The sequence below is a fragment of the Bacillus sp. Au-Bac7 genome (genome assembly GCF_021341655.1).
Classification (GTDB): Bacteria; Bacillota; Bacilli; order Bacillales; family Cytobacillaceae; genus Niallia.
Window position 1 is genome coordinate 1,333,932 of record NZ_JAJTTG010000001.1, and the last position, 19,584, is coordinate 1,353,515.

Sequence of the window (19,584 nt, forward strand, 5' to 3'; positions counted from 1 at the left end):
CAGCAAAAAAGGAAGTGGGTTTCATCCCATTTCCTTTTTGCTGTTAACTGCCTTATGCTATGCCTTTGGCACAACTTGGCAGACAGTGATTCTGTCTTCGTCAATAAACCGCTGTGCAGCTGCCTGAATGTCCTCTACAGTTATTTGTTCAATCGTTCCGACAACATCAAATAAATTCATATCATTGAAGGAATATCTTGTAAACTGATTCGCAATATATTCAGGTGAATTAACGGCACGAAGGAAGGTTCCGATTCGTTTCTTTTTCGACCGTTCAAGCGTTTCCTTTTGAATGGCAGTTGATTTTGCCTCTAGAAGTATTTTTTGAATTTGCTCTGCAAGTTCATCCGGCTTGCTTGTATCTCCGCCGACCATCGCAAAGCCAAAGCCCTTTTCCTGTGTATAATCATAAGAGAAGGTATCATCAATCAACCCTTCAGAAAACAGATATTGATAATTTTCGGAGCTGTTAGAGAAAAGCAAGTCGAGCAACGTGTTAATACACAGCTCATTCTTCAGCATTTCAGCACCTTGCTGCTCGGTGTCCACTGCTTTAACGCCGACAAGGCATTTGGATGTTTGCACATTCATATTAAGCACTTGTTTCTTTTTATGCACCTCTAGTGGTTCTTCCTCAAACTGCCTTTTTATTTCCGACTTTTTCGTATAGTCCTTCTTCTGCTGGTTTGCTTTAATACTTTCCATATATTCGTTAGGATCTACCGGACCGACAATAAACAAGAGCATATTGCTAGGGTGATAAAAAGTATCATAGCACTCATACAGCAAATCCTTTGTAATATGTGATATCGACTCAATTGTACCTGCAATATCAATTTTAACAGGATGGTTTTTATACATGTTTTCAATCAAGCCAAAATACAAACGCCAGTCAGGATTATCATCATACATCGTAATTTCTTGGCCGATAATACCTTTTTCCTTTTCAACTGTCTGTTCAGAGAAATATGGATCTTGCACAAAATCAATTAATGTTTCTAGGTTGTTTTCAACATTCTGTGTGCTAGAAAATAAATAAGCCGTTCTTGTAAAGGAGGTAAATGCATTAGCAGAAGCTCCGTTTTTGCTGAACTCTTGGAAGACATCACGGTCCTTCTTCTCAAAAAGCTTGTGTTCTAGAAAATGAGCGATGCCATCTGGAACTTTTTTATATTCTGTTCCGTTCAACGGGACGAACATGTTGTCAACAGACCCGTAATTTGTTGTAAACGTACAGAAGGTTTTGTTGAAGCCTTTTTTCGGGAGAATATAGACTTTAAGCCCATTATCAAGCTCTTCAAAGAAAAGTTCTTCCTGCAGCTGTTCAAAAGAGATTTTTTCCATTAGTTATTCCCCTCCGATCCTGATAGGAAATAGATTGTATCCAATTCGATTTTATTAGCAACACTTTGAATTTCTTCCTTCGTTACCTTGCTGATGGATTGCAGCCATTGGGACATATCCACTTTTACACCGCTTACTGCATTATGGTAGAACACCTCAATCATACCTCTTGCTGTATCAAGTGTTTCAAGCATTTGATTATGAGTGACTGCCTTTGTCTGCATAATTTCATCATCAGTGAAATCACCCTTTTTCATTAGCTCTAACTGCTCCTTAATGATAGATACAGCCTTTTCATAATTTTGCTGGTCAATCCCTGACAAAACCATCAGCAAGCCTTTATGACTTTCAATCCGGCTTGCAGCATAGTAAGCAAGACTTTCTTTTTCTCTTACATTAAGGAAAAGCTTGGAGTGGGAAAAGCCGCCATAAATGCCATTGAATATTTGCAAAGCAAAATAATCTTCATCCCCATACACAACATTTGTTCTGTAACCGATATGAAGTTTGCCTTGTTTCACATCTTGAACTTCCTTTACTTCCTTTTCCTTTACTTCCTTATGTACCGCCCTCGTATGTTCGGAAGCCGTTCTATCAGCAAATGGCAGCTTTGTGCTTATATAAGAGGCTATTTCCTCTTCATCAATATCTCCTACAACAAATACATCGATTTGATCCTCTTGTCGCGATTTCTCATAGTATTGATACAGTTCTTCTGCTGTGATAGGATCTACCTTATCAGCAATGCCGTTTACACCTAAAGCATATGGCTCTCCTTTAAACATTTCTTCTACTAAACGGAAATTAGCATACCTCATTTTGTCATCATAAATGGATTGAATTCTTTGCTTCAAGGCCCTTTTTTCATCTTCGACTATTTTTGCTACAAAGGATTTTCCATCTCCGTTAGGGTTAAAAAGAATTTCCGCCAAAAAATCGACGCCTTTTTTCAGCAGCGGGTCTGGATTGCTCAAAAACTTTTCATTAGCTATTTCTAAGGAGAAGGAAATAATTTGATAATCACCTTTTTTGGAAAGGTCAATAAAAAATGTCGCTCCATATAACTCTTCCAAATATGAACGAAGTGTTGCGGTATTTGGGTACTTATTGGAGCTGTTTTGCAGGACATACGGCAAAAGAGCCCTTAATGTAGCACTTTCTTCTGTAATGGGAGCCTTCCACTTTACGACAATATTATTTGTTTTAAACTTCTCTGTCTTAACAGTATGCAGATTATATCCGCCGTATTTCCTGACTTTCTCTTCAGCAACACTCATGGGCTACCTCCTAAGTTCACTGCACTAAAAAATGCATATTTTTATAACTATAGTATTGACTCTAATACAAAGGATATTCTTACTATAACTTTGTTAAGCACACGTTTTCAAGTTTCTTTCGTGCAAATCACAACCGTGTTTATCAAATGGTATGTTTTAATACCACTTCATAATCCTTAAAACAAAAAAATCTCCTGTTGCATAAATGCAACTAGGAGATTTTTGTAATATAATTATCTGCTTCCTTTTATATATGGGACACCGGAAGCTTTCGGTGCATCTGCTCTGCCGATGAAGCCAGTAAGTGCGATGATTGTCAGCACATATGGGGCAATCAGCAAGTATACATTCGGAATGTTCTCAAGGAATGGCAAGCTGCTTCCGACGATGCTCAATGATTGGGCAAATCCGAAGAACAGGGCCGCACCCATCGCTCCTAATGGATTCCACTTTCCGAAAATCAATGCTGCAAGAGCCATGAACCCTTGTCCGCTGATTGTAGAATGAGTGAAGTCATTTGTAATCGACTGTGCGAACACACCGCCGCCGATACCGCCTAACGCACCAGATAAAACAACACCGATATAGCGCATTTTAGTAACATTGATACCCATTGTATCAGCTGCCATCGGATGCTCCCCAACAGCACGGAGACGAAGACCGAATGGTGTTTTGAACATTACAAACCAAGAAATAATAGCTACTATAATAGCCAGATAAGATGTCCAGTACGTATTCTGGAAGAACAATTCTCCAATGACTGGAATATCTTTCAATACTGGAATATCCACTTTTTTGAAGCTGTATTGAATTGTTGCAGTTTGTCCTTTGTCATAAATCAGTTTAACCAAAAACATTGCCAAACCTGCTGCAAGCAAGTTTATCGCAACACCGGAAACAGTCTGATCAGCGCGGAATGTGATGGACGCAACAGCATGCAGCAAGGAAAAGACTGCGCCAACGACCATTGCACACAATAAGGCTACCCATGGAGTCCATGCTCCTAAGCTGTCTGCAAAAGTTAAGTTGAATACGATGGAAGAGAATGCCCCCATCAGCATAAGACCTTCTAGCCCGATATTAACAACACCGGCACGCTCTGAGAAGTTACCGCCAAGTGCTGTGAAAATCAGCGGAGCAGCCCATAATAGTGAAGAAGGAATGACAATTAATAATACATCCATTAATCCCACTTACTTCTCCCCCTTTTTACTTTTATTTTTGCTCATTTTCTCTAAGAAGATGCGTATCATATAGTTTGCTGCCACGAAGAATACGATTAATGCGATGATGATATCAACCATTTCATTCGGCACACCAGCCTCGAGCGGCATATTCAACGCTCCGACTTTCAAGAAGCCGAATAAAGCGGCTGCAAAGACAATACCTAATGGTCCATTTGCACCGAGAAGAGCAACGGCGATTCCATCAAATCCTACGCCTGTGAATCCAGCTTTATTGCTGACATATTCGAATGTTCCTAATCCTTCCATTGTACCTGCAAGACCTGCAAAGGCACCAGAGATTACCATAGAAAGAACGATATTTCTGTTAACATTCATACCGGCATATTGCGAAGCATTCTGGTTAAAGCCAACTGCTTTCAATTCATAGCCTTTAACGGTTTTCTCAAGAATAAGCCACATAATAAGCACACATGCTAGAGCTATTAAAATTCCCCAGTGTAAACGGGAATAATCTGTCATGCTGCTCAAGAAATCTGAGCGAAGAGACGCAGATGCCGGAATATTTTCCGTACGGTCTGCCTTATCTGTTAATACATTACGAATTAAATAGTTTGATACATGCAATGCGATATAGTTCATCATAATGCTGACGATTACTTCATGCACTCGGAAGCGTGCTTTTAAAAATCCTGGCACAAATGCCCATAATGCACCTGCAGCTGCTCCTGCAAGCACTGCCAACGGCAAATGAATGATTTTCGGCAAATCAAAAGCGACTCCGACCCACACTGCTGCAAGCCAGCCGACGATTAATTGACCCTCTACTCCGATATTAAACAAGCCTGTACGGAAGGCAAATGCCACTGCAAGTCCTGCAAGGATTAACGGAGTAATCTGGCGCACTACTTCACCGACAAAGTAGACTTCGCCGAATGCGCCGTTCCACAGTGCAGTATATGCTGCAGCAGGATCATAGCCGGTAACGAGCATGATGATTGTTCCAACTATAATGCCCAGCAATACAGATATAACAGGTATACTTATTTTTCTTATTGTATTAGACATTCTTCTCCACACCCACTTTTTTATCTTTCGATCCTGCCATTAATAATCCTAGCTCTTGTTCTGTTGTATTCTTCGGGTCTACCTCCGCAATAATATTCCCTTCAAAGATAACAGCAATCCGGTCGCTAACATTTAAGATTTCCTCTAGTTCGAAGGAAACAAGCAACACCGCTTTTCCTTTATCTCTTTGTTCTATCAGACGTTTATGGATAAATTCAATCGCTCCAACATCAAGTCCGCGTGTCGGCTGTGCCGCAATCAAAAGATCTGGGTTTCTGTCCACTTCTCTTCCGATGATTGCCTTCTGCTGATTACCGCCTGATAAAGCTCTCGCTGGAGTATGTGCGCCAGGTGTTCTTACATCGAACTCTTCAATCAGCGTTTTCGCTTTTAAATCAATTTCCCGTTTGTTCAAGAAGCCAGCCTTAGAAAATGGCTGTTTGTAATACGTTTGCAGCACCATGTTTTGACCAATTGGGAAATCAAGAACTAAGCCGTGTTTATGACGGTCTTGCGGGATATGGCCGAGACCGCTTTCTGTGATTTTTCTAGGTGTCAGCACGCTGAGCTCTTTGCCGTTCAGCTTAATGCTTCCGTTATCTTTTTTTAGCAGCCCTGTTATCGCTTCAATCAGCTCTGACTGCCCGTTACCATCTACACCGGCAATTCCGACTACTTCGCCGGCACGGACATTCAAGTTAAGCGAATTTACAACAGGTACTCCCCTAGAATCTTTAACAGTCAAATCAGAAATTTCCAAAACTGTCTCTTTAGGCTGCGGTGCTTTTTTGTCGGTTTTGAATGTAACTTCACGGCCGACCATCAAGTTTGCAAGCTCTGTTGGATTTGTTCCGCTTACATCGTATGTACCGATTCCTTCCCCTTTGCGGATAACGGTTACACGATCACAAACTTCCATGATTTCCTTCAGCTTATGAGTGATTAAGATGATGGATTTTCCTTCCTTAATCAATGTTTTAAAGATGCCAATGAGTTCTGTAATTTCCTGAGGTGTCAGCACAGCAGTAGGCTCATCAAAGATAAGGATTTCCGCTCCGCGGTATAAAGTCTTTAAGATTTCCACCCTTTGCTGCATACCTACAGAAATATCAGAAATTTTCGCCCGTGGGTCTACTGCAAGCCCGTAACGCTCACTGATTTCTCTTACTTCATTTTCTGCCTTTTTTAAGTCTATTTTTCCTTTACTTACTGTTTCTTTTCCTAAAATAATGTTTTCTGTAACAGTAAAGGTATCGATCAGCATGAAATGCTGATGGACCATCCCGATGCCCAAATCATTCGCTACATTAGGGTTGGAGATGTTGACCACTTTCCCTCTTGCTCTGATTTCTCCTCTTTCCGGCTGATAAAGTCCGAACAATACGTTCATCAATGTTGACTTTCCTGCACCGTTTTCCCCTAACAATGCATGAATTTCCCCTTTTTTTAACTGAAGGGTTATATTGTTATTGGCAACAATTCCAGGAAATTCTTTTCGGATATTCAGCATCTCAATAACATATTCCATCTCATTCACTCCTTCTTCTCCACAAACGAATGTCAAATAATTAAAAATACAGCTGGCAAAAAAATATTTAAGTGTCAGCAGTAAGAGGAATTTCTGCAACCTATGATATTTAACTATTTCGCTATAATTTCACCATCGTAAAATTTTTAATAAAAAGCAGAAGGCTTCTGCCTTTTAGTTAAAATTCTAGTTATGGTCGTAAAAAAGGAATAAGTGTTTTGCCATGCAAACCACTTATTCCTGTAAAAACTTCTTAAATCTAATTATTGTACAGTATCAGGAACAGTGTACTCACCGTTTTTAATTTTGTCTGTCCATTCTTTAACAGCAGCTTCGATGTCTGCTTTGTTTTCTGCTTCTTCGTTGATTTCAGCTAGACCAACACCGTCTTCAGCAAGTCCGTATACAGAAGTTTCTCCGCCTGGGAAGTTTCCTTCTTGAGCTTTAGTAGAGATATCTTGAACTGCAGCAGACACACCTTTAAGTGCAGAAGTCAATACGATATTGTGGTCGCCGACAACACCTTCAGATGCTTGGTCAGAGTCAACACCGATTGCCCAGATTGCTCTTGATGGATCTTTTTCCTTTAGCTCACGAGCTTCTGTGAAAAGACCAGCACCAGTTCCGCCTGAAGCGTGGAAAATTACGTCAACATCAGAAGAGTACATTTTGCTTGCAATTGTTTTTCCAACTTCCGGCTTGTCAAATGCACCAGCATATTGGGAATCAATTGTAGCGTCAGGGTTAGCTTCTTTTACACCAGCTTCAAAGCCAGCTTCAAAGCGAGTGATAACTTCACTTTCTACTCCGCCGATGAATCCGATTTTATTTGTTTTTGTTGCTTTACCAGCAGCTACTCCAGCAAGGAAGCCTGCTTCTTGTTCCTTAAATGTAATGCTTGCTACGTTTGGTTCGTCAACTACAGCATCAACAATTGCAAAATGAGCATCTGTTTGCTGTTTAGCAATTTCATCAATTGCCCCTTCCATCATGAAACCAATACCATACACTAAGTCATATTTTTGGCGTACTAAGCTGTTCAAGTTTGTTGAATAATCAGAGTCTGATTGAGATTGTAAATAGTCGATACCATTTCCTTTGTCAAGTCCATTTGCTTTACCGAAAGCTTGCAGGCCTTCCCATGCTGACTGGTTGAATGATTTATCATCAACACCGCCGACATCTGTTACCATTGCAACGCTGAAAGAATCACTCTTTTCTTCTCCAGAAGATCCTTCGTTATCATCGTTTTTACCACAAGCCCCTAAAACAGTCCCAGCAGCAAGTACTAAGGACAGCGCTAAACCAAATTTACGCTTTTTCAAGGTTTGTACCCCCTAATTTTTTTTGTTTTTTATTTTCATAGTGAGAAATGCTTTAACAATAGTTTCTCCGATTGTCACGAATAAATTCGTTTTCTTAGCACTTGAAAGCTAAACTTATCGGCTCTAAAGTAATTGACTGAATAAAGCACCGGCTCATCCTTTTCATCATAATGCATCTGCTTTAAGACTAGCAGTGCAGTTTCAGGCTCGCATTGTAAGATCGGAGAGATTTTTTCATGATAGCCGATCGGCTCGATTTGCGCGACAGCATATGTAATTTTCTTTTGGGCATCCGCTTCCAAAAACTGAAAAATTGAATCGTTTTCATACGAAAATCTTTCAGGCAGAATATTTTGCAGAAGCTTGTCTATACAATAAACAACAGGCTCTCCGTTAGCAGTTCGAACACGTTCGATCACTACTATCTCTTCGTCTTGCGTGCAGGAAAAACGCCTTGCATCCTCTTCAGTTGAACATTGAGTTGTTGAACTTAGAAAAATTGTTCCTGGATTCATTCCAGCTTGCCGAATCATGTGGGTCACACTGTGGAGCTGTTCAATGCCTGAATTGAAAAGCGGCTTGCTGTTGACAAATGTCCCAACGCCATGACGCCTTATGATGACATTTTCCTCTTCCAGTGTGCGCAGCGCCTCTCTTAGTGTAGCTCTGCTTACGCCCAAAGTTTTTGCAAGCTCAAATTCAGAAGGGAATTTTTCTTTTTCTTTGTAAATCCCATTCTCAATATCACGTTTCAGTCTGTCCACAACCTGCAAATATAAATGCCTTGTATCTGACTTAATTAGCATGCGACCTTCCTCCAAAAACTTTCTAAGACATCAGACATCTGATGTTCAATCATTCCTACTAATCGAAAATACTATAACACTTTTTGACTAATAAATAAATAGTGAATTGTGAAATAAGTCGAAAAAAAAAGAGAAAAGAAACAATTGTCCGGAAATGACTTCCAATTCTATTGCTTCTTTCTCTTAATATTCGTCTTTACAAGATATTTTTTCCTTTAGTCTAGTAAAACATTTGTATTATAATGCTTAAAACCGAACTTTAATAGTATAACCTATTTCGGCGTACGAAAGATAATCCGTTTTATAAATTGATCTCTTCTGATGCTTTTGGCACAAGAACTGTCCGCGGTTTGCTGCCCTCATACGGACCGACGATGCCCCTTGCCTCCATTTCGTCAATGAGGCGGGCAGCTCTTGTATATCCGATTCTAAACCGTCTTTGCAGCATACTTACAGACGCAGTCTGCATTTCAATAATCAAGTCGACAGCTTCTCCATACAAATCGTCCTCTACAGCTCCTTGATTTGTTTCAGCAATCTCATCAGGAATCATCTCCTCCTGATACTGGGCCTTTTGCTGGCCGATAACAAAGTCCACTACTTCTTCCACTTCCTCATCCGACAAGAAAGCACCTTGAACACGAACTGGTTTGCTCGCTCCATATGGGAAAAACAGCATATCACCGCGGCCAAGAAGCTTCTCCGCTCCGCCCATGTCAAGGATTGTCCGAGAATCTGTTTGAGAAGATACAGCAAAGGCAATCCGTGAAGGGATATTCGCCTTGATGACACCTGTGATTACATCAACAGAAGGGCGCTGTGTTGCGATGATTAAATGAATTCCAGCTGCACGCGCCATCTGCGCCAGTCTTGTTATCGAATCTTCCACATCATTAGACGCGACCATCATTAAGTCTGCAAGCTCATCTACGATCACGACAATATACGGCAAAAGAGGCTGCTTTTCCTGCTCCTCTGCATTATACCTTTTGACATAGTCATTATAGCCTTCAATATTACGAGTTCCTGTATGGGAAAACAAATCATATCTTCTTTCCATTTCGCTTACGACCTTCTGAAGAGCCTGAGATGCTTTTTTCGCATTCGTAACAACAGGTGCAAGGAGATGGGGAATACCATTATACACATTCAACTCGACCATCTTCGGGTCAATCATCATCATCTTAACCTCATGCGGTTTTGCCCGCATGAGAATGCTGGTGATAATCCCATTGATGCAGACACTCTTACCGCTCCCGGTTGCTCCGGCAACAAGCAGATGGGGCATCTTATTCAGTTCAGCACAAACAGCATTCCCTGTAATATCTCGCCCGAATGCGATCATTAACTTACTTTCCGGCTTATCATTTTTATTCGTTTCGAGCACTTCCCGTAATGACACCATCGCTACTTCCGAATTAGGCACTTCAATCCCAATTGCCGATTTGCCTGGGATTGGCGCTTCAATGCGGATGTCCTTTGCCGCAAGAGCCAATGCCAAGTCATCACTTAAATTGACAATCTTGCTTACCTTAACTCCCTCGCTCGGATGCACTTCATACTTTGTGACAGCAGGGCCGAGATGGACCTCAGTTACCTTTGCCTTAACACCAAAACTATGGAATGTTCTCTCCAGCTTTGCTGCATTTGCATGAATTTGTTCATATTCTCCGCTTTGGTCTGCCTTTTTCGGGGCCATTAATAGTTTGATAGGCGGAAGCTCATAATCTTTATTCTCCACCTCTGTGAAGGTAATCGGAGCAATAATCTCCTCTGTTTCAATTGGTTCACTAGCGTTGCCAGCTTCTTCCTGGACTTGTCTGTCATCATAAGCATTCTCTGTAAAAGAAGAAATGATAGGTTCAGCATATGCAGGCTCTTCAGACTGCTGGATAGGTGGATTAACAATTAAAGGCTGAACTTCCTCCTCAGCTTCTTGTCTACGCTCCACTCTTTGTCTCCTTGCTGTCCGGTCTGACTGCCTGTCCGCTTTTTTCGCTTCCCTTTTTGCAATGCGCGCTTCTTTCCACTCACGAATATCATCTAGAAACTCCAGCCATTGCCGCTTTATAAAGCTCCAAATAGACAGCATCATCTTGCGGAAAGCACCGCTGAGCGTCTTGCCTGTCAACAGAATTATACCTGTAATAATGGCTAAGAAGCTGACAATTTGCGTGCCTGCCGTATCAAATAAATAATGAAACATCGCAAACAGGACTGCCCCAATCATACCGCCTCCCAAGCCAATCTTTGAGGCATTGCCGTCCGCTTCATACCAAAACAGCTCCCAAGTATTAAAAATGACGCTTGGATTGGTAAATCTACCTTCCCCTGACAGCATATTAAACAAGGATACATGGGTTAAAAGCAGGATTGCTCCAACAATTAAATAGAGGCCATTCAGTTTAGTATGAAATAAATATGGCTTCTCTCTTTTCCACATCAAATAGCCGCCATATACAATCAGCCCAAGGAGGCTTAAAATATACCATTCACCCGTAAAGAAACGAAAGAACAGCACAATCGTCTTTCCTACAACTCCTAGCTGCAAGATAGAGATAAAGCTTAACGTAATTAAAAGAAGAGCAGCAAGTTCATACTGAATTGTTTTTTTCAGATGCTGTTTCTTTTTCGTTTTTCTTGTTTTTCTTTTTGCCATGTTTATCACCTAATGTTTCTATGTTTTCTTAAGTATCTTTATGTATGAAATAAGCAGCCTTAGTTCGGCTGCTTAATGTTTGGTTATTCAATTCTATTATATCATAAGATGGAAAAATACAGTCATAATAATGGAATCTTTGCCCCTGGCTGAACAGGAGCATGCAAATAATGGCTTGGATCTGTCGAAAGCACACGCACTACCTCATATTCATGCATCTCATTTTTGGCAACGAGGAGCGGAATACCGTTAAAATCAATTACTTGCTGTTTTTCATACGTTTCTTGACCGATAGGAAACATTAACTCCTCCGGCATCATCGTATACATAATCATTGTACGATACCTTCGTTCTTATCTTTATTCAGTTCAATGAGCTCATTTAGCTTTGTCATCGCTTCGCCCACTCCGCCGACACTGTCAATCAGTCCAGACGTCACTGCATCACTGCCAATTACATTTGTTCCAATATCCCTTGTCAGGTTACCTTTTGCAAACATTAAGTCTTTAAAGCCATCTTCTTCAATTTTGCTGTGCTTTGTCACAAATTTCACTACTCGCTCCTGCATCTTATCCAAATACTCAAAGGTTTGCGGAACTCCAATAACAAGACCTGTCAAACGAATTGGATGTATCGTCATTGTTGCTGTTTCTGCTATGAATGAATAATCACAAGATACAGCAATCGGCACACCAATTGAATGTCCTCCCCCTAGCACAAGGGAAACAGTTGGCTTAGAAAGGCTAGCAAGCATTTCAGAGATTGCCAAACCTGCCTCTACATCACCGCCGACTGTATTCAAAATGACAAGTACTCCTTCAATCTTCGGGTTTTGCTCAATGGCGACAATTTGCGGAATAAGATGCTCATATTTAGTTGTTTTATTTTGTGGCGGAAGCTGAAGATGTCCTTCAATCTGCCCAACAATTGTTAAACAATGTATTTTAGAATCCTGCGATAGTTGCGGTACATTCGTTTGACCAAGCTGCTGTATTTTTTCCATTAAAGAAGATGCTGGTTTGTCTTCTTTTGGCTGAGTCTCTTCTGTATTATTTGCTTCATTTCGGTTAGCCATAATTTTCTCCCTTCCTTTCACATGATGTTTTTATTATGAAGCTAGAAGGAGAATTTCATGCGAACCAAAATAAAAATTCCGCAAAGCCCCGTCATTGGGCTGAACATTAATGTGCTTGTTCTTTTAATATCTTTCTATTCGACATCGTAATCAAGCCAGGTGCCGTTTAAGACTGTAAGGATATGAGCATAAAGAAAGGACCTTGCTCATAGCAAGATCCTACTCCCGTTTATCCTTGTTCGTTTTCACTATCTTGTTTGTGTTTTACCCCTTTGCTTTTATAGGGTTTTGCACTTTTGGCTTTTTTAGCACTAGCCTGCCAGCGGTTCCAGCCTTTTTTACCGGTCCCTCTGCCTATACCACTCTTGCCTTTTGCTTTGCTCATTTTGTCACCTCATAATGTTAAACGCCATATCTACCCACTAATCTTTCCTTTGAAGGAAACGTACATGCAAAAAAGTTTCCTTGATTGCACAAGGAAACTTTTTTATCCTTACTTTCTTGGCGTTTTAACTTCCATAATAATCGGCAGAATCATCGGTCTGCGCTTTGTTTTTTCGTACAAGAACTGATTTAATGTATCTCTAATATCTTGTTTAATGCCTGTCCAATCAAAGCTGTCTTTGCTAATGCTTTTTTCGACAATGTCTTTAACCCGATTTGCAGCTTCTTCAAGCAGCTGTTCGGACTCTCTAACGTAGACAAATCCTCTAGTAATAATTTCAGGTCCGGCAGAGATTTTTCGCTCTTGCTTATTCAATGTTACGACAACTGTCAAAATTCCGTCCTGTGATAAAAGTTTACGGTCTCTTAAAACAATATTGCCGACATCGCCAATACCGCTTCCGTCAATAAGTACATTGCCTGATTGAACCTTGCCGCTTAAACGAAGCTTGCCGTCTTTAATTTCAATCATTTCACCTAGTTCAGGGATATGGATATTTTGCGGTTGCAAGCCGGTTTTTTCCGCTAGCTGAGCATGTGCTTTCAACACGCGGTATTCCCCGTGAATCGGCAGGAAGAATTTCGGCTTTAGAATATTGATCATAAGCTTAAGCTCTTCTTGGCTACCATGATTCGAACTATTGAATGTTTTGTTTCCTGTAAGGACACTTGCACCAAGTCGGTAAAGCATGTCGATTGTTTTTCCAACAAACACTTCACTGCCAAGGAGTGAAGATGCTGCAAATAGAATTGTATCTCCATCGCCAATATTTACTTGCTTATGGTTTTTCCTTGCCATTCTTTGCAGCGCTTCAACAGGTTCACCTTTGTTTCCTGTTGTTAAAATAATCGTTTGATTTTTCTCAAATCCTTGGATTTCCTGGAATGATACTAGAATATCTTCGGCAATATCGATATAACCGTGCTTCATCGCAATATTTAAGATAACTTGAAGGTTTTTCCCCATTATCGCAATCTTGCGCTTTGCCTTCGCAGCTGCATCAAAGATATGTTGAATTCTGTTCAAATCTGTTGCGAACACAGTTGCAATTATTCGGCCTTTTGTACGAAGAAAAGCAGCTGTCAATTCCTCTGTTACGACTGCATCTGACGTTGAGTAGCCCGGCTTGTCTGCATCCGTACTGTCAGAAAGCAAGCAAAGAACGCCTTTCTCCCCAATTTTCGCCATCTCTGCAAATTCCGGCTTATAAAGATCGCCTGCAGTTTGGTCAAATTTAAAGTCGCCAGTATGTACAATCGCACCTTCAGAAGTGTGAATGACAATAGCAATACTGTCAGGAATACTGTGGTTCACTTTAAAAAAGGATACAGACGCAGAAGGGAATTTCAGAACAGTTTTTGATGTGACAATTTCAAAACGAACTTGCCCTTTAAAGTCCTGTTCCTTCATTTTCTCTTTTGCCAGTTCAGCAGTAAGCCTTGTCGTATAAACAGGTACGTTCAGCTCTCTTAAAAAGAAGGATAGACCCCCAATATGGTCCTCATGTCCGTGCGTCAAAAAGATACCTTTTACTTTTTCTTCGTTCTGCTTTAAATAAGAGATATCTGGAACAACAATATCAATTCCAAGCATCTCGTTTTGTGGATACATTAAGCCAGCGTCAATTACAAATATGTCTTCATCGACTTCGACTGCCAACATATTTTTTCCGTTCTCCCCTACTCCTCCGAGGGCGACCAGCTTTATCTTTTCATTTGTTTTCAATTTTTGTTTCCTCCTATGTTGAGTTAGCCGACCATTGATCAGTTAACAATATTATACTTTATCTATTTAAATGTTTACAACCAATTTCAAAGAAAACGCCTGCAAGATGGAGGGAGAAATACGGCGTTACCTTAGAGTAAAAAACGCTTTTGCAAGAAAAATCCTTATGCAAAAGCATGTTTTTATTTTGTTTTCTTAAATTTAAATGCCGCATGTATGATTAAGTAAACTAGTACAAGCAAACATGCCATAATGCTTATTCGGTTGTCTTTATTTAATACAAAGCTGATGCTGATTAATGTTAGTGCTGCAGCTGCAAGTCCTGTGATATATGGATATCCCCATAGACGAAAACTCGGCATTGTCGGATAGCTTTTGCGCAGTTTGATTTGAGCAAGGCAAATACTTACCCAAACGATTGATACGACAAAGCCTGGGAATGCCATTAGAATCGTAAAGACTTCATCTTGTGCGACTAATGCAATCATTGATCCGAGAATCAATACTATCCCTGTCAGTATTAAACTGTATGTCGGCACACCGCTTTTTGATAATTTACTGAAAGCCTTAGGCGCCTCTCCTTCCTCTGCAAGAGAGTGAAGCATTCTAGTACAGCCGTAAATGCCCGAGTTTGCTGCGGATAACACCGCGATAATTAAAATAAAGTTCATCACATGTGCAGCTCCTTGAAGACCTGACATGGAAAGCACCTGTACAAACGGGCTTGAAGATTCTGTCAATTCATTCCAAGGAATCAATCCGCATATAACAAGAATTGGCAATGTATAGAAAAGCACAATGCGGAAAATAAAACTTTTAATAACTTTCGGCAGAATCTTTTCTGCATCTTGCGCCTCTGTTACGGTAACACCGATAAGCTCAGAGCCACCATATGAAAACATAACTACTAATAGTGCTGCAAAAATGGATGACCACCCATTCGGGAAAAAGCCTCCATGCTCTGTATAATTGCGGAAATAATCTGCTCCATCTGAAGGAATGATGCCAAATAAGATACCGGCACCTAATATAATAAAGACGATAATCATTGCGATTTTAATGCCAGCAAACCAAAACTCAAACTCTCCATAATGCTTTACGTTCATCAAATTGATGCTCAAAATAAATATGGTACAAAGAATGCTTAATACCCATAATGGAATGTTTGGAAACCAATATTGCAAAAAGCTTCCTGCTACAACCACTTCAATAATACAAACGGCAAGCCACAGAACACAGTAAAGCCAGCCAACAATAAAAGACATTCTGCTTCCAAAAGCCTTTAAAATGAAGCCCTTCATATTTGTGTTTGGGTATGCAATCGCCATTTCAGCAATGGCTCCCATCACGACTAATAATAATAAACCGGCAAAGATATAAGTAACAACTACTCCTGGACCAGCGACACCTACTGTTTCTCCGCTTCCTTTAAAGATGCCTGTCCCAATTGCCCCTCCCATCGCCATAAGGCTGATATGTCTCGGCTGCAATTTTTTCTGCAGCGTATTCTTTGTCTCCAATTTCAAATCCTCCTAAACAATGAATAACCAATAATAACAAAATGAAACAAAAAATCCAAATCTCCCGAAGTTCTACTGCAAGCACAGCAGGGCTTAACGGGAAATCTGGATTTGTTTTTTCCACATGTCTATAAGCCTTGACTAAAATTGTTTTACGTCTATTTGGATAGACTAGCTATGTAATTCCTATTTTGCTTCGTTTACTTAACTGATCTATCCACTAATAACTGCATTAGAAAAAGCTTGCTAGTTTTGTTCTCTCTTCTTCTGTCAGCGGCACTAGAGGCAATCTGACAGATCCAACATCAATTCCCTTTAATTGCAGGGCTGTTTTAACTGGCACTGGGTTCGGTGCAGCAAATAGTGCAGTCATGACAGGCAGCAATTTTTGATGCATTTGCGCTGCTTTTTTGTAGTTTCCTTCAAGGAAAGCACCAACCATTTCCTGCATTTCTGGACCGATTACATGTGAGGCAACAGAGATAACTCCTGTTCCGCCAACGGAAAGCAATGGCAATGTTAAGCTGTCATCTCCGCTGTACACATAAAAATCATCCGGGGTGCCTGCGATAATTTTTGTGATGTTGTTTAAGTTTCCACTTGCTTCCTTAACTGCAACAATATTTTCAACAGCTGATAATCGAATAATTGTTTCGGGTTCGATATTTACAGCAGAACGACCTGGAATATTATAAATCATGACTGGAAGGGTTGTGCTATCTGCGACTGCCTTCACATGCTGATACATGCCTTCTTGGTTTGGCTTGTTATAGTATGGGCCTACAACCATTACGGCATCCACCCCAGCCCGTTCTGCTTCTTTTGTCATCTCGATGGAGTCATAAGTGTTATTACTACCAGTCCCTGCGATGATTGGAACTCTCTTTTCCACTACCTTTACCACATGTTTGAATAATGCTATCTTTTCCTGTTTTGATAATGTTGGAGATTCGCCTGTCGTTCCTGCAACAACTAAGGAATCTGTTCCATTTGCTATCAAATGGTTAACAATCTGTGTTGTTTTTGGAAAATCAATATGTCCCTTTGCATCAAATGGTGTAATCATGGCCGTTGACACTCTACCAAATAAACCCATCGTTCCACTCCTATTCTCATTTTCAATCTTGTTGTGATTAATGCTGTTCCTTATCTAAATCAAACGAATCATGCAATACATTTACAGCACGTACTAAATCTTCCTGTTTAACGAGGACCCAAATGGTTGTATGGCTATCCGCTGATTGCAAAATACGAATTCCCTCACCTGAAAGTGCAGTGACTATTTTTGAAGTGACACCAGGTACACCTGCCATGCCGGCACCAACTACAGATACCTTTGCACATTCACTCTCTACAATCGGGTCATAGCCCATTTCCTGAAGAACACCTGTCGCCTTTTTAGCCATTTCATCGGTTACAGTGTAAACAACACTGTTCAGTGAAATATTAATAAAGTCAACACTGATTTCTTCATTGGCCATCGCTTTAAAGACTTGTGATTGCAGATCATATTGGTCTTTTTTGGCGAGAACTTTAATTTGAGTAACGTTTGCTACATGAGCAATACCCGTTACTGGTCTTTCCTGGATATCACTGCCTTTATTGTCATCACTGCTAGATGTCACAAGCGTACCAGTTCCCTTTGAATGTGTGGAACGAATGCGGATTGGAACTTTCGCCTGCATTGCAATTTCCACAGCTCTAGGGTGAATTACCTTAGCACCTTGATACGCCATATTGCACACCTCTGTATATGTGACAACAGAAAGAGGTCTTGCATTTTCTGCAATGCGCGGATCTGCAGTCATGATGCCTTCCACATCTGTGAAAATATCGATTACTTCAGCATTTAAAGCTGCGCCTAATGCTGCTGCAGAAGTATCACTGCCCCCTCTGCCTAAAGTAGTCGTATCTCCGTTTGTAGCAGCACCTTGGAATCCGGCTACTACGACGACATCATGTGTTTCAAGCTCTTTTAATACGCGAGTGCAATCCATTTCCAATATTCTTGCGTTCGTAAAATCATCGTTTGTGATGAAGCCAGCTTGTGCGCCTGTAAGTGCAGCTGCTTTTATGTCATTTTCCAGTAAAAGCTGTGTGAACACAACGCTGGAAATGATTTCTCCACAAGATAGCAGCAAGTCATTTTCTCTTTTGCTTAAATGACTGTCAGAACCTCCAATTAGAGACAGAAGAGTATCTGTTGCATACGGCTCTCCTTTTCTTCCCATTGCAGATACAACAACTACTACCTTTTTACCGCTTGCTAAAGCGTCTTGAATATGCTCTTTTGCTTGATTTCGGCTGTTTTCATCTCTTACAGATGTTCCTCCGAATTTCTGTACTACTATGTTTGTCATTGCTATACACCTCTGGACACTTTTAAAAAGTGTTTCTTAATAAAAAGGGGATCACTATGAAGAATCCGCATCTTCATTTGCTAGAAAGCTGCAGTTCCTCAAACATGTCCCCTTATTGCTATTATATGAAACAGTTTGCCGCAAATTTATGATAAGGGCAACGCTGCTTAGAATATAATAAAGAGATGTGCTGTGTTAAAAAGTGTATTCTTGTTTATTTCACTAGTCCCAGTTTTACAAGACTTTCAGCGATTTGAACAGAATTCCACGCAGCACCTTTTAGCAGGTTATCGGAAACAACCCACATATGAAACCCGTTTTCTGTATCAAGGTCTTTGCGGATACGACCTACAAATACATCATTTGATCCGACACAATCAGCCGGCATTGGATATACTTGATTTTGGATGTCGTCCTGCAAAATGACACCTGGAGCGTCTTTCAGCAAGCTTTGGATATCGGATGCTGTTACGTCTGTTGCATCCAGTTCAAAATAAACGGATTCAGAATGGCCTGTAGCAACAGGGATTCTCACACAAGTAGCCGCTACTTTAAGATCCTCGTCATGCATAATTTTTTTCGTTTCGTTGATCATTTTCATTTCTTCATACGTAAATCCGTTGTCCGTAAATACGTCAATTTGCGGAATAGCGTTGAAGGCAATTTGATAATGCTTCTTATCGCTTTTTACTGGAAGAATTTTCGGTTCAAAGCTCTCTTCATTGATGATTGCTTTCGTCTGGCTGTTAAGCTCATCCACCGCTGCTGCACCTGATCCTGAAACAGCTTGGTATGTGGAGACAAGCACTTTCTTCAAACCGTATTTTTCTTTTAACGGCTGAAGAGCTACAACCATTTGAATAGTAGAACAGTTTGGATTTGCGATAATGCCGTTATGCTTATGCAAATCTTCTTCATTCACTTCTGGAACGACCAACGGTACGTTTTCATCCATGCGGAATGCACTTGTATTATCGACTACAATCGCACCATGCTCTACAGCATGTGGTGCAAGATCCTTTGATACGCCTCCGCCTGCTGAGAACAAGGCAATGTCAATTCCTTGGAAGCTTTCAGGTGTCGCTTCCTCCACTGTGATTTCCTTGCCTTTATAAGTAACCTTTGTCCCTGCAGAACGCTTAGAAGACAAAAGAGTTAATTTTGAAATGGGAAAATCTCTTGTTTCCAATGTTTTAATCATTTGTTGTCCTACTGCTCCAGTTGCTCCAACCACTGCTACATTAAATCCTTTTTTTTGCTCCATAAAG

Annotated in this window: 16 protein-coding genes; all 16 read right to left on the reverse strand. The window is 40.5% G+C overall.

From position 1 onward, the window contains the following. Positions 1 to 57: 57 nt before the first annotated feature. Positions 58 to 1,344: an EF-P 5-aminopentanol modification-associated protein YfmH gene (gene yfmH / locus LXM54_RS07000; protein WP_233314337.1), complete on the reverse strand. Its 1,287-nt coding sequence runs from the start codon at positions 1,342 to 1,344 to the stop codon at positions 58 to 60. Further along, the gene (gene yfmF / locus LXM54_RS07005) at positions 1,344 to 2,621 is read right to left on the reverse strand and encodes an EF-P 5-aminopentanol modification-associated protein YfmF (protein ID WP_233314338.1); all 1,278 of its coding nucleotides are present in this window, start codon (positions 2,619 to 2,621) and stop codon (positions 1,344 to 1,346) included. The genes yfmH and yfmF overlap by 1 nt, the downstream gene beginning before the upstream one ends. Before the next feature lie 233 nt (positions 2,622 to 2,854). Then, positions 2,855 to 3,814, reverse strand: a complete 960-nt coding sequence (locus tag LXM54_RS07010) for an ABC transporter permease (protein WP_233314339.1) — start codon at positions 3,812 to 3,814, stop codon at positions 2,855 to 2,857. Then, entirely contained in the window at positions 3,815 to 4,873 is a 1,059-nt protein-coding gene (locus LXM54_RS07015) for an ABC transporter permease (protein WP_233314340.1), read from the reverse strand. Then, complete coding sequence (locus LXM54_RS07020; RefSeq protein WP_233314341.1) at positions 4,866 to 6,401, reverse strand: ABC transporter ATP-binding protein; 1,536 nt, start codon at positions 6,399 to 6,401, stop codon at positions 4,866 to 4,868. The genes LXM54_RS07015 and LXM54_RS07020 overlap by 8 nt, the downstream gene beginning before the upstream one ends. Positions 6,402 to 6,664: 263 nt before the next feature. Next, on the reverse strand, positions 6,665 to 7,726 hold the full coding sequence (locus tag LXM54_RS07025; RefSeq protein WP_233314342.1) for a BMP family lipoprotein: 1,062 nt from the start codon (positions 7,724 to 7,726) through the stop codon (positions 6,665 to 6,667). A 74-nt stretch (positions 7,727 to 7,800) separates the two neighbouring features. Then, positions 7,801 to 8,532, reverse strand: coding sequence for a GntR family transcriptional regulator (locus LXM54_RS07030; protein ID WP_233314343.1), 732 nt, complete (start codon positions 8,530 to 8,532; stop codon positions 7,801 to 7,803). Positions 8,533 to 8,833: 301 nt separating this feature from the next. After that, positions 8,834 to 11,191: a DNA translocase FtsK gene (locus LXM54_RS07035; protein WP_233314344.1), complete on the reverse strand. Its 2,358-nt coding sequence runs from the start codon at positions 11,189 to 11,191 to the stop codon at positions 8,834 to 8,836. A 122-nt stretch (positions 11,192 to 11,313) separates the two neighbouring features. Next, positions 11,314 to 11,526, reverse strand: coding sequence for a YlzJ-like family protein (locus LXM54_RS07040; RefSeq protein ID WP_233314345.1), 213 nt, complete (start codon positions 11,524 to 11,526; stop codon positions 11,314 to 11,316). Beyond that, a complete protein-coding gene (locus LXM54_RS07045) occupies positions 11,523 to 12,266 on the reverse strand; it encodes a ClpP family protease (RefSeq protein WP_233314346.1) in 744 nt (247 codons plus the stop codon). Before LXM54_RS07045 ends, LXM54_RS07040 begins: the two co-directional genes overlap by 4 nt. A gap of 229 nt (positions 12,267 to 12,495) precedes the next feature. Then, a complete protein-coding gene (locus LXM54_RS07050) occupies positions 12,496 to 12,651 on the reverse strand; it encodes a DUF3934 domain-containing protein (RefSeq protein WP_233314347.1) in 156 nt (51 codons plus the stop codon). 108 nt (positions 12,652 to 12,759) lie between these two features. Further along, positions 12,760 to 14,436, reverse strand: a complete 1,677-nt coding sequence (locus LXM54_RS07055) for a ribonuclease J (RefSeq protein ID WP_233314348.1) — start codon at positions 14,434 to 14,436, stop codon at positions 12,760 to 12,762. Positions 14,437 to 14,618: 182 nt separating this feature from the next. After that, complete coding sequence (locus LXM54_RS07060) at positions 14,619 to 15,902, reverse strand: amino acid permease (RefSeq protein ID WP_233314779.1); 1,284 nt, start codon at positions 15,900 to 15,902, stop codon at positions 14,619 to 14,621. 286 nt (positions 15,903 to 16,188) lie between these two features. Continuing rightward, complete coding sequence (gene dapA, locus LXM54_RS07065) at positions 16,189 to 17,052, reverse strand: 4-hydroxy-tetrahydrodipicolinate synthase (protein WP_233314349.1); 864 nt, start codon at positions 17,050 to 17,052, stop codon at positions 16,189 to 16,191. Between the two features lie 37 nt (positions 17,053 to 17,089). Next, positions 17,090 to 18,316 carry an aspartate kinase gene (dapG, locus tag LXM54_RS07070; RefSeq protein WP_233314350.1) on the reverse strand — a complete coding sequence of 409 codons (1,227 nt, stop codon included), beginning with the start codon at positions 18,314 to 18,316 and terminating at the stop codon, positions 17,090 to 17,092. A gap of 214 nt (positions 18,317 to 18,530) precedes the next feature. Further along, positions 18,531 to 19,580 (reverse strand): aspartate-semialdehyde dehydrogenase, encoded by a 1,050-nt coding sequence (gene asd, locus LXM54_RS07075; RefSeq protein ID WP_233314351.1) that lies wholly within the window; start codon positions 19,578 to 19,580, stop codon positions 18,531 to 18,533. Between the last annotated feature and the right edge of the window lie 4 nt (positions 19,581 to 19,584).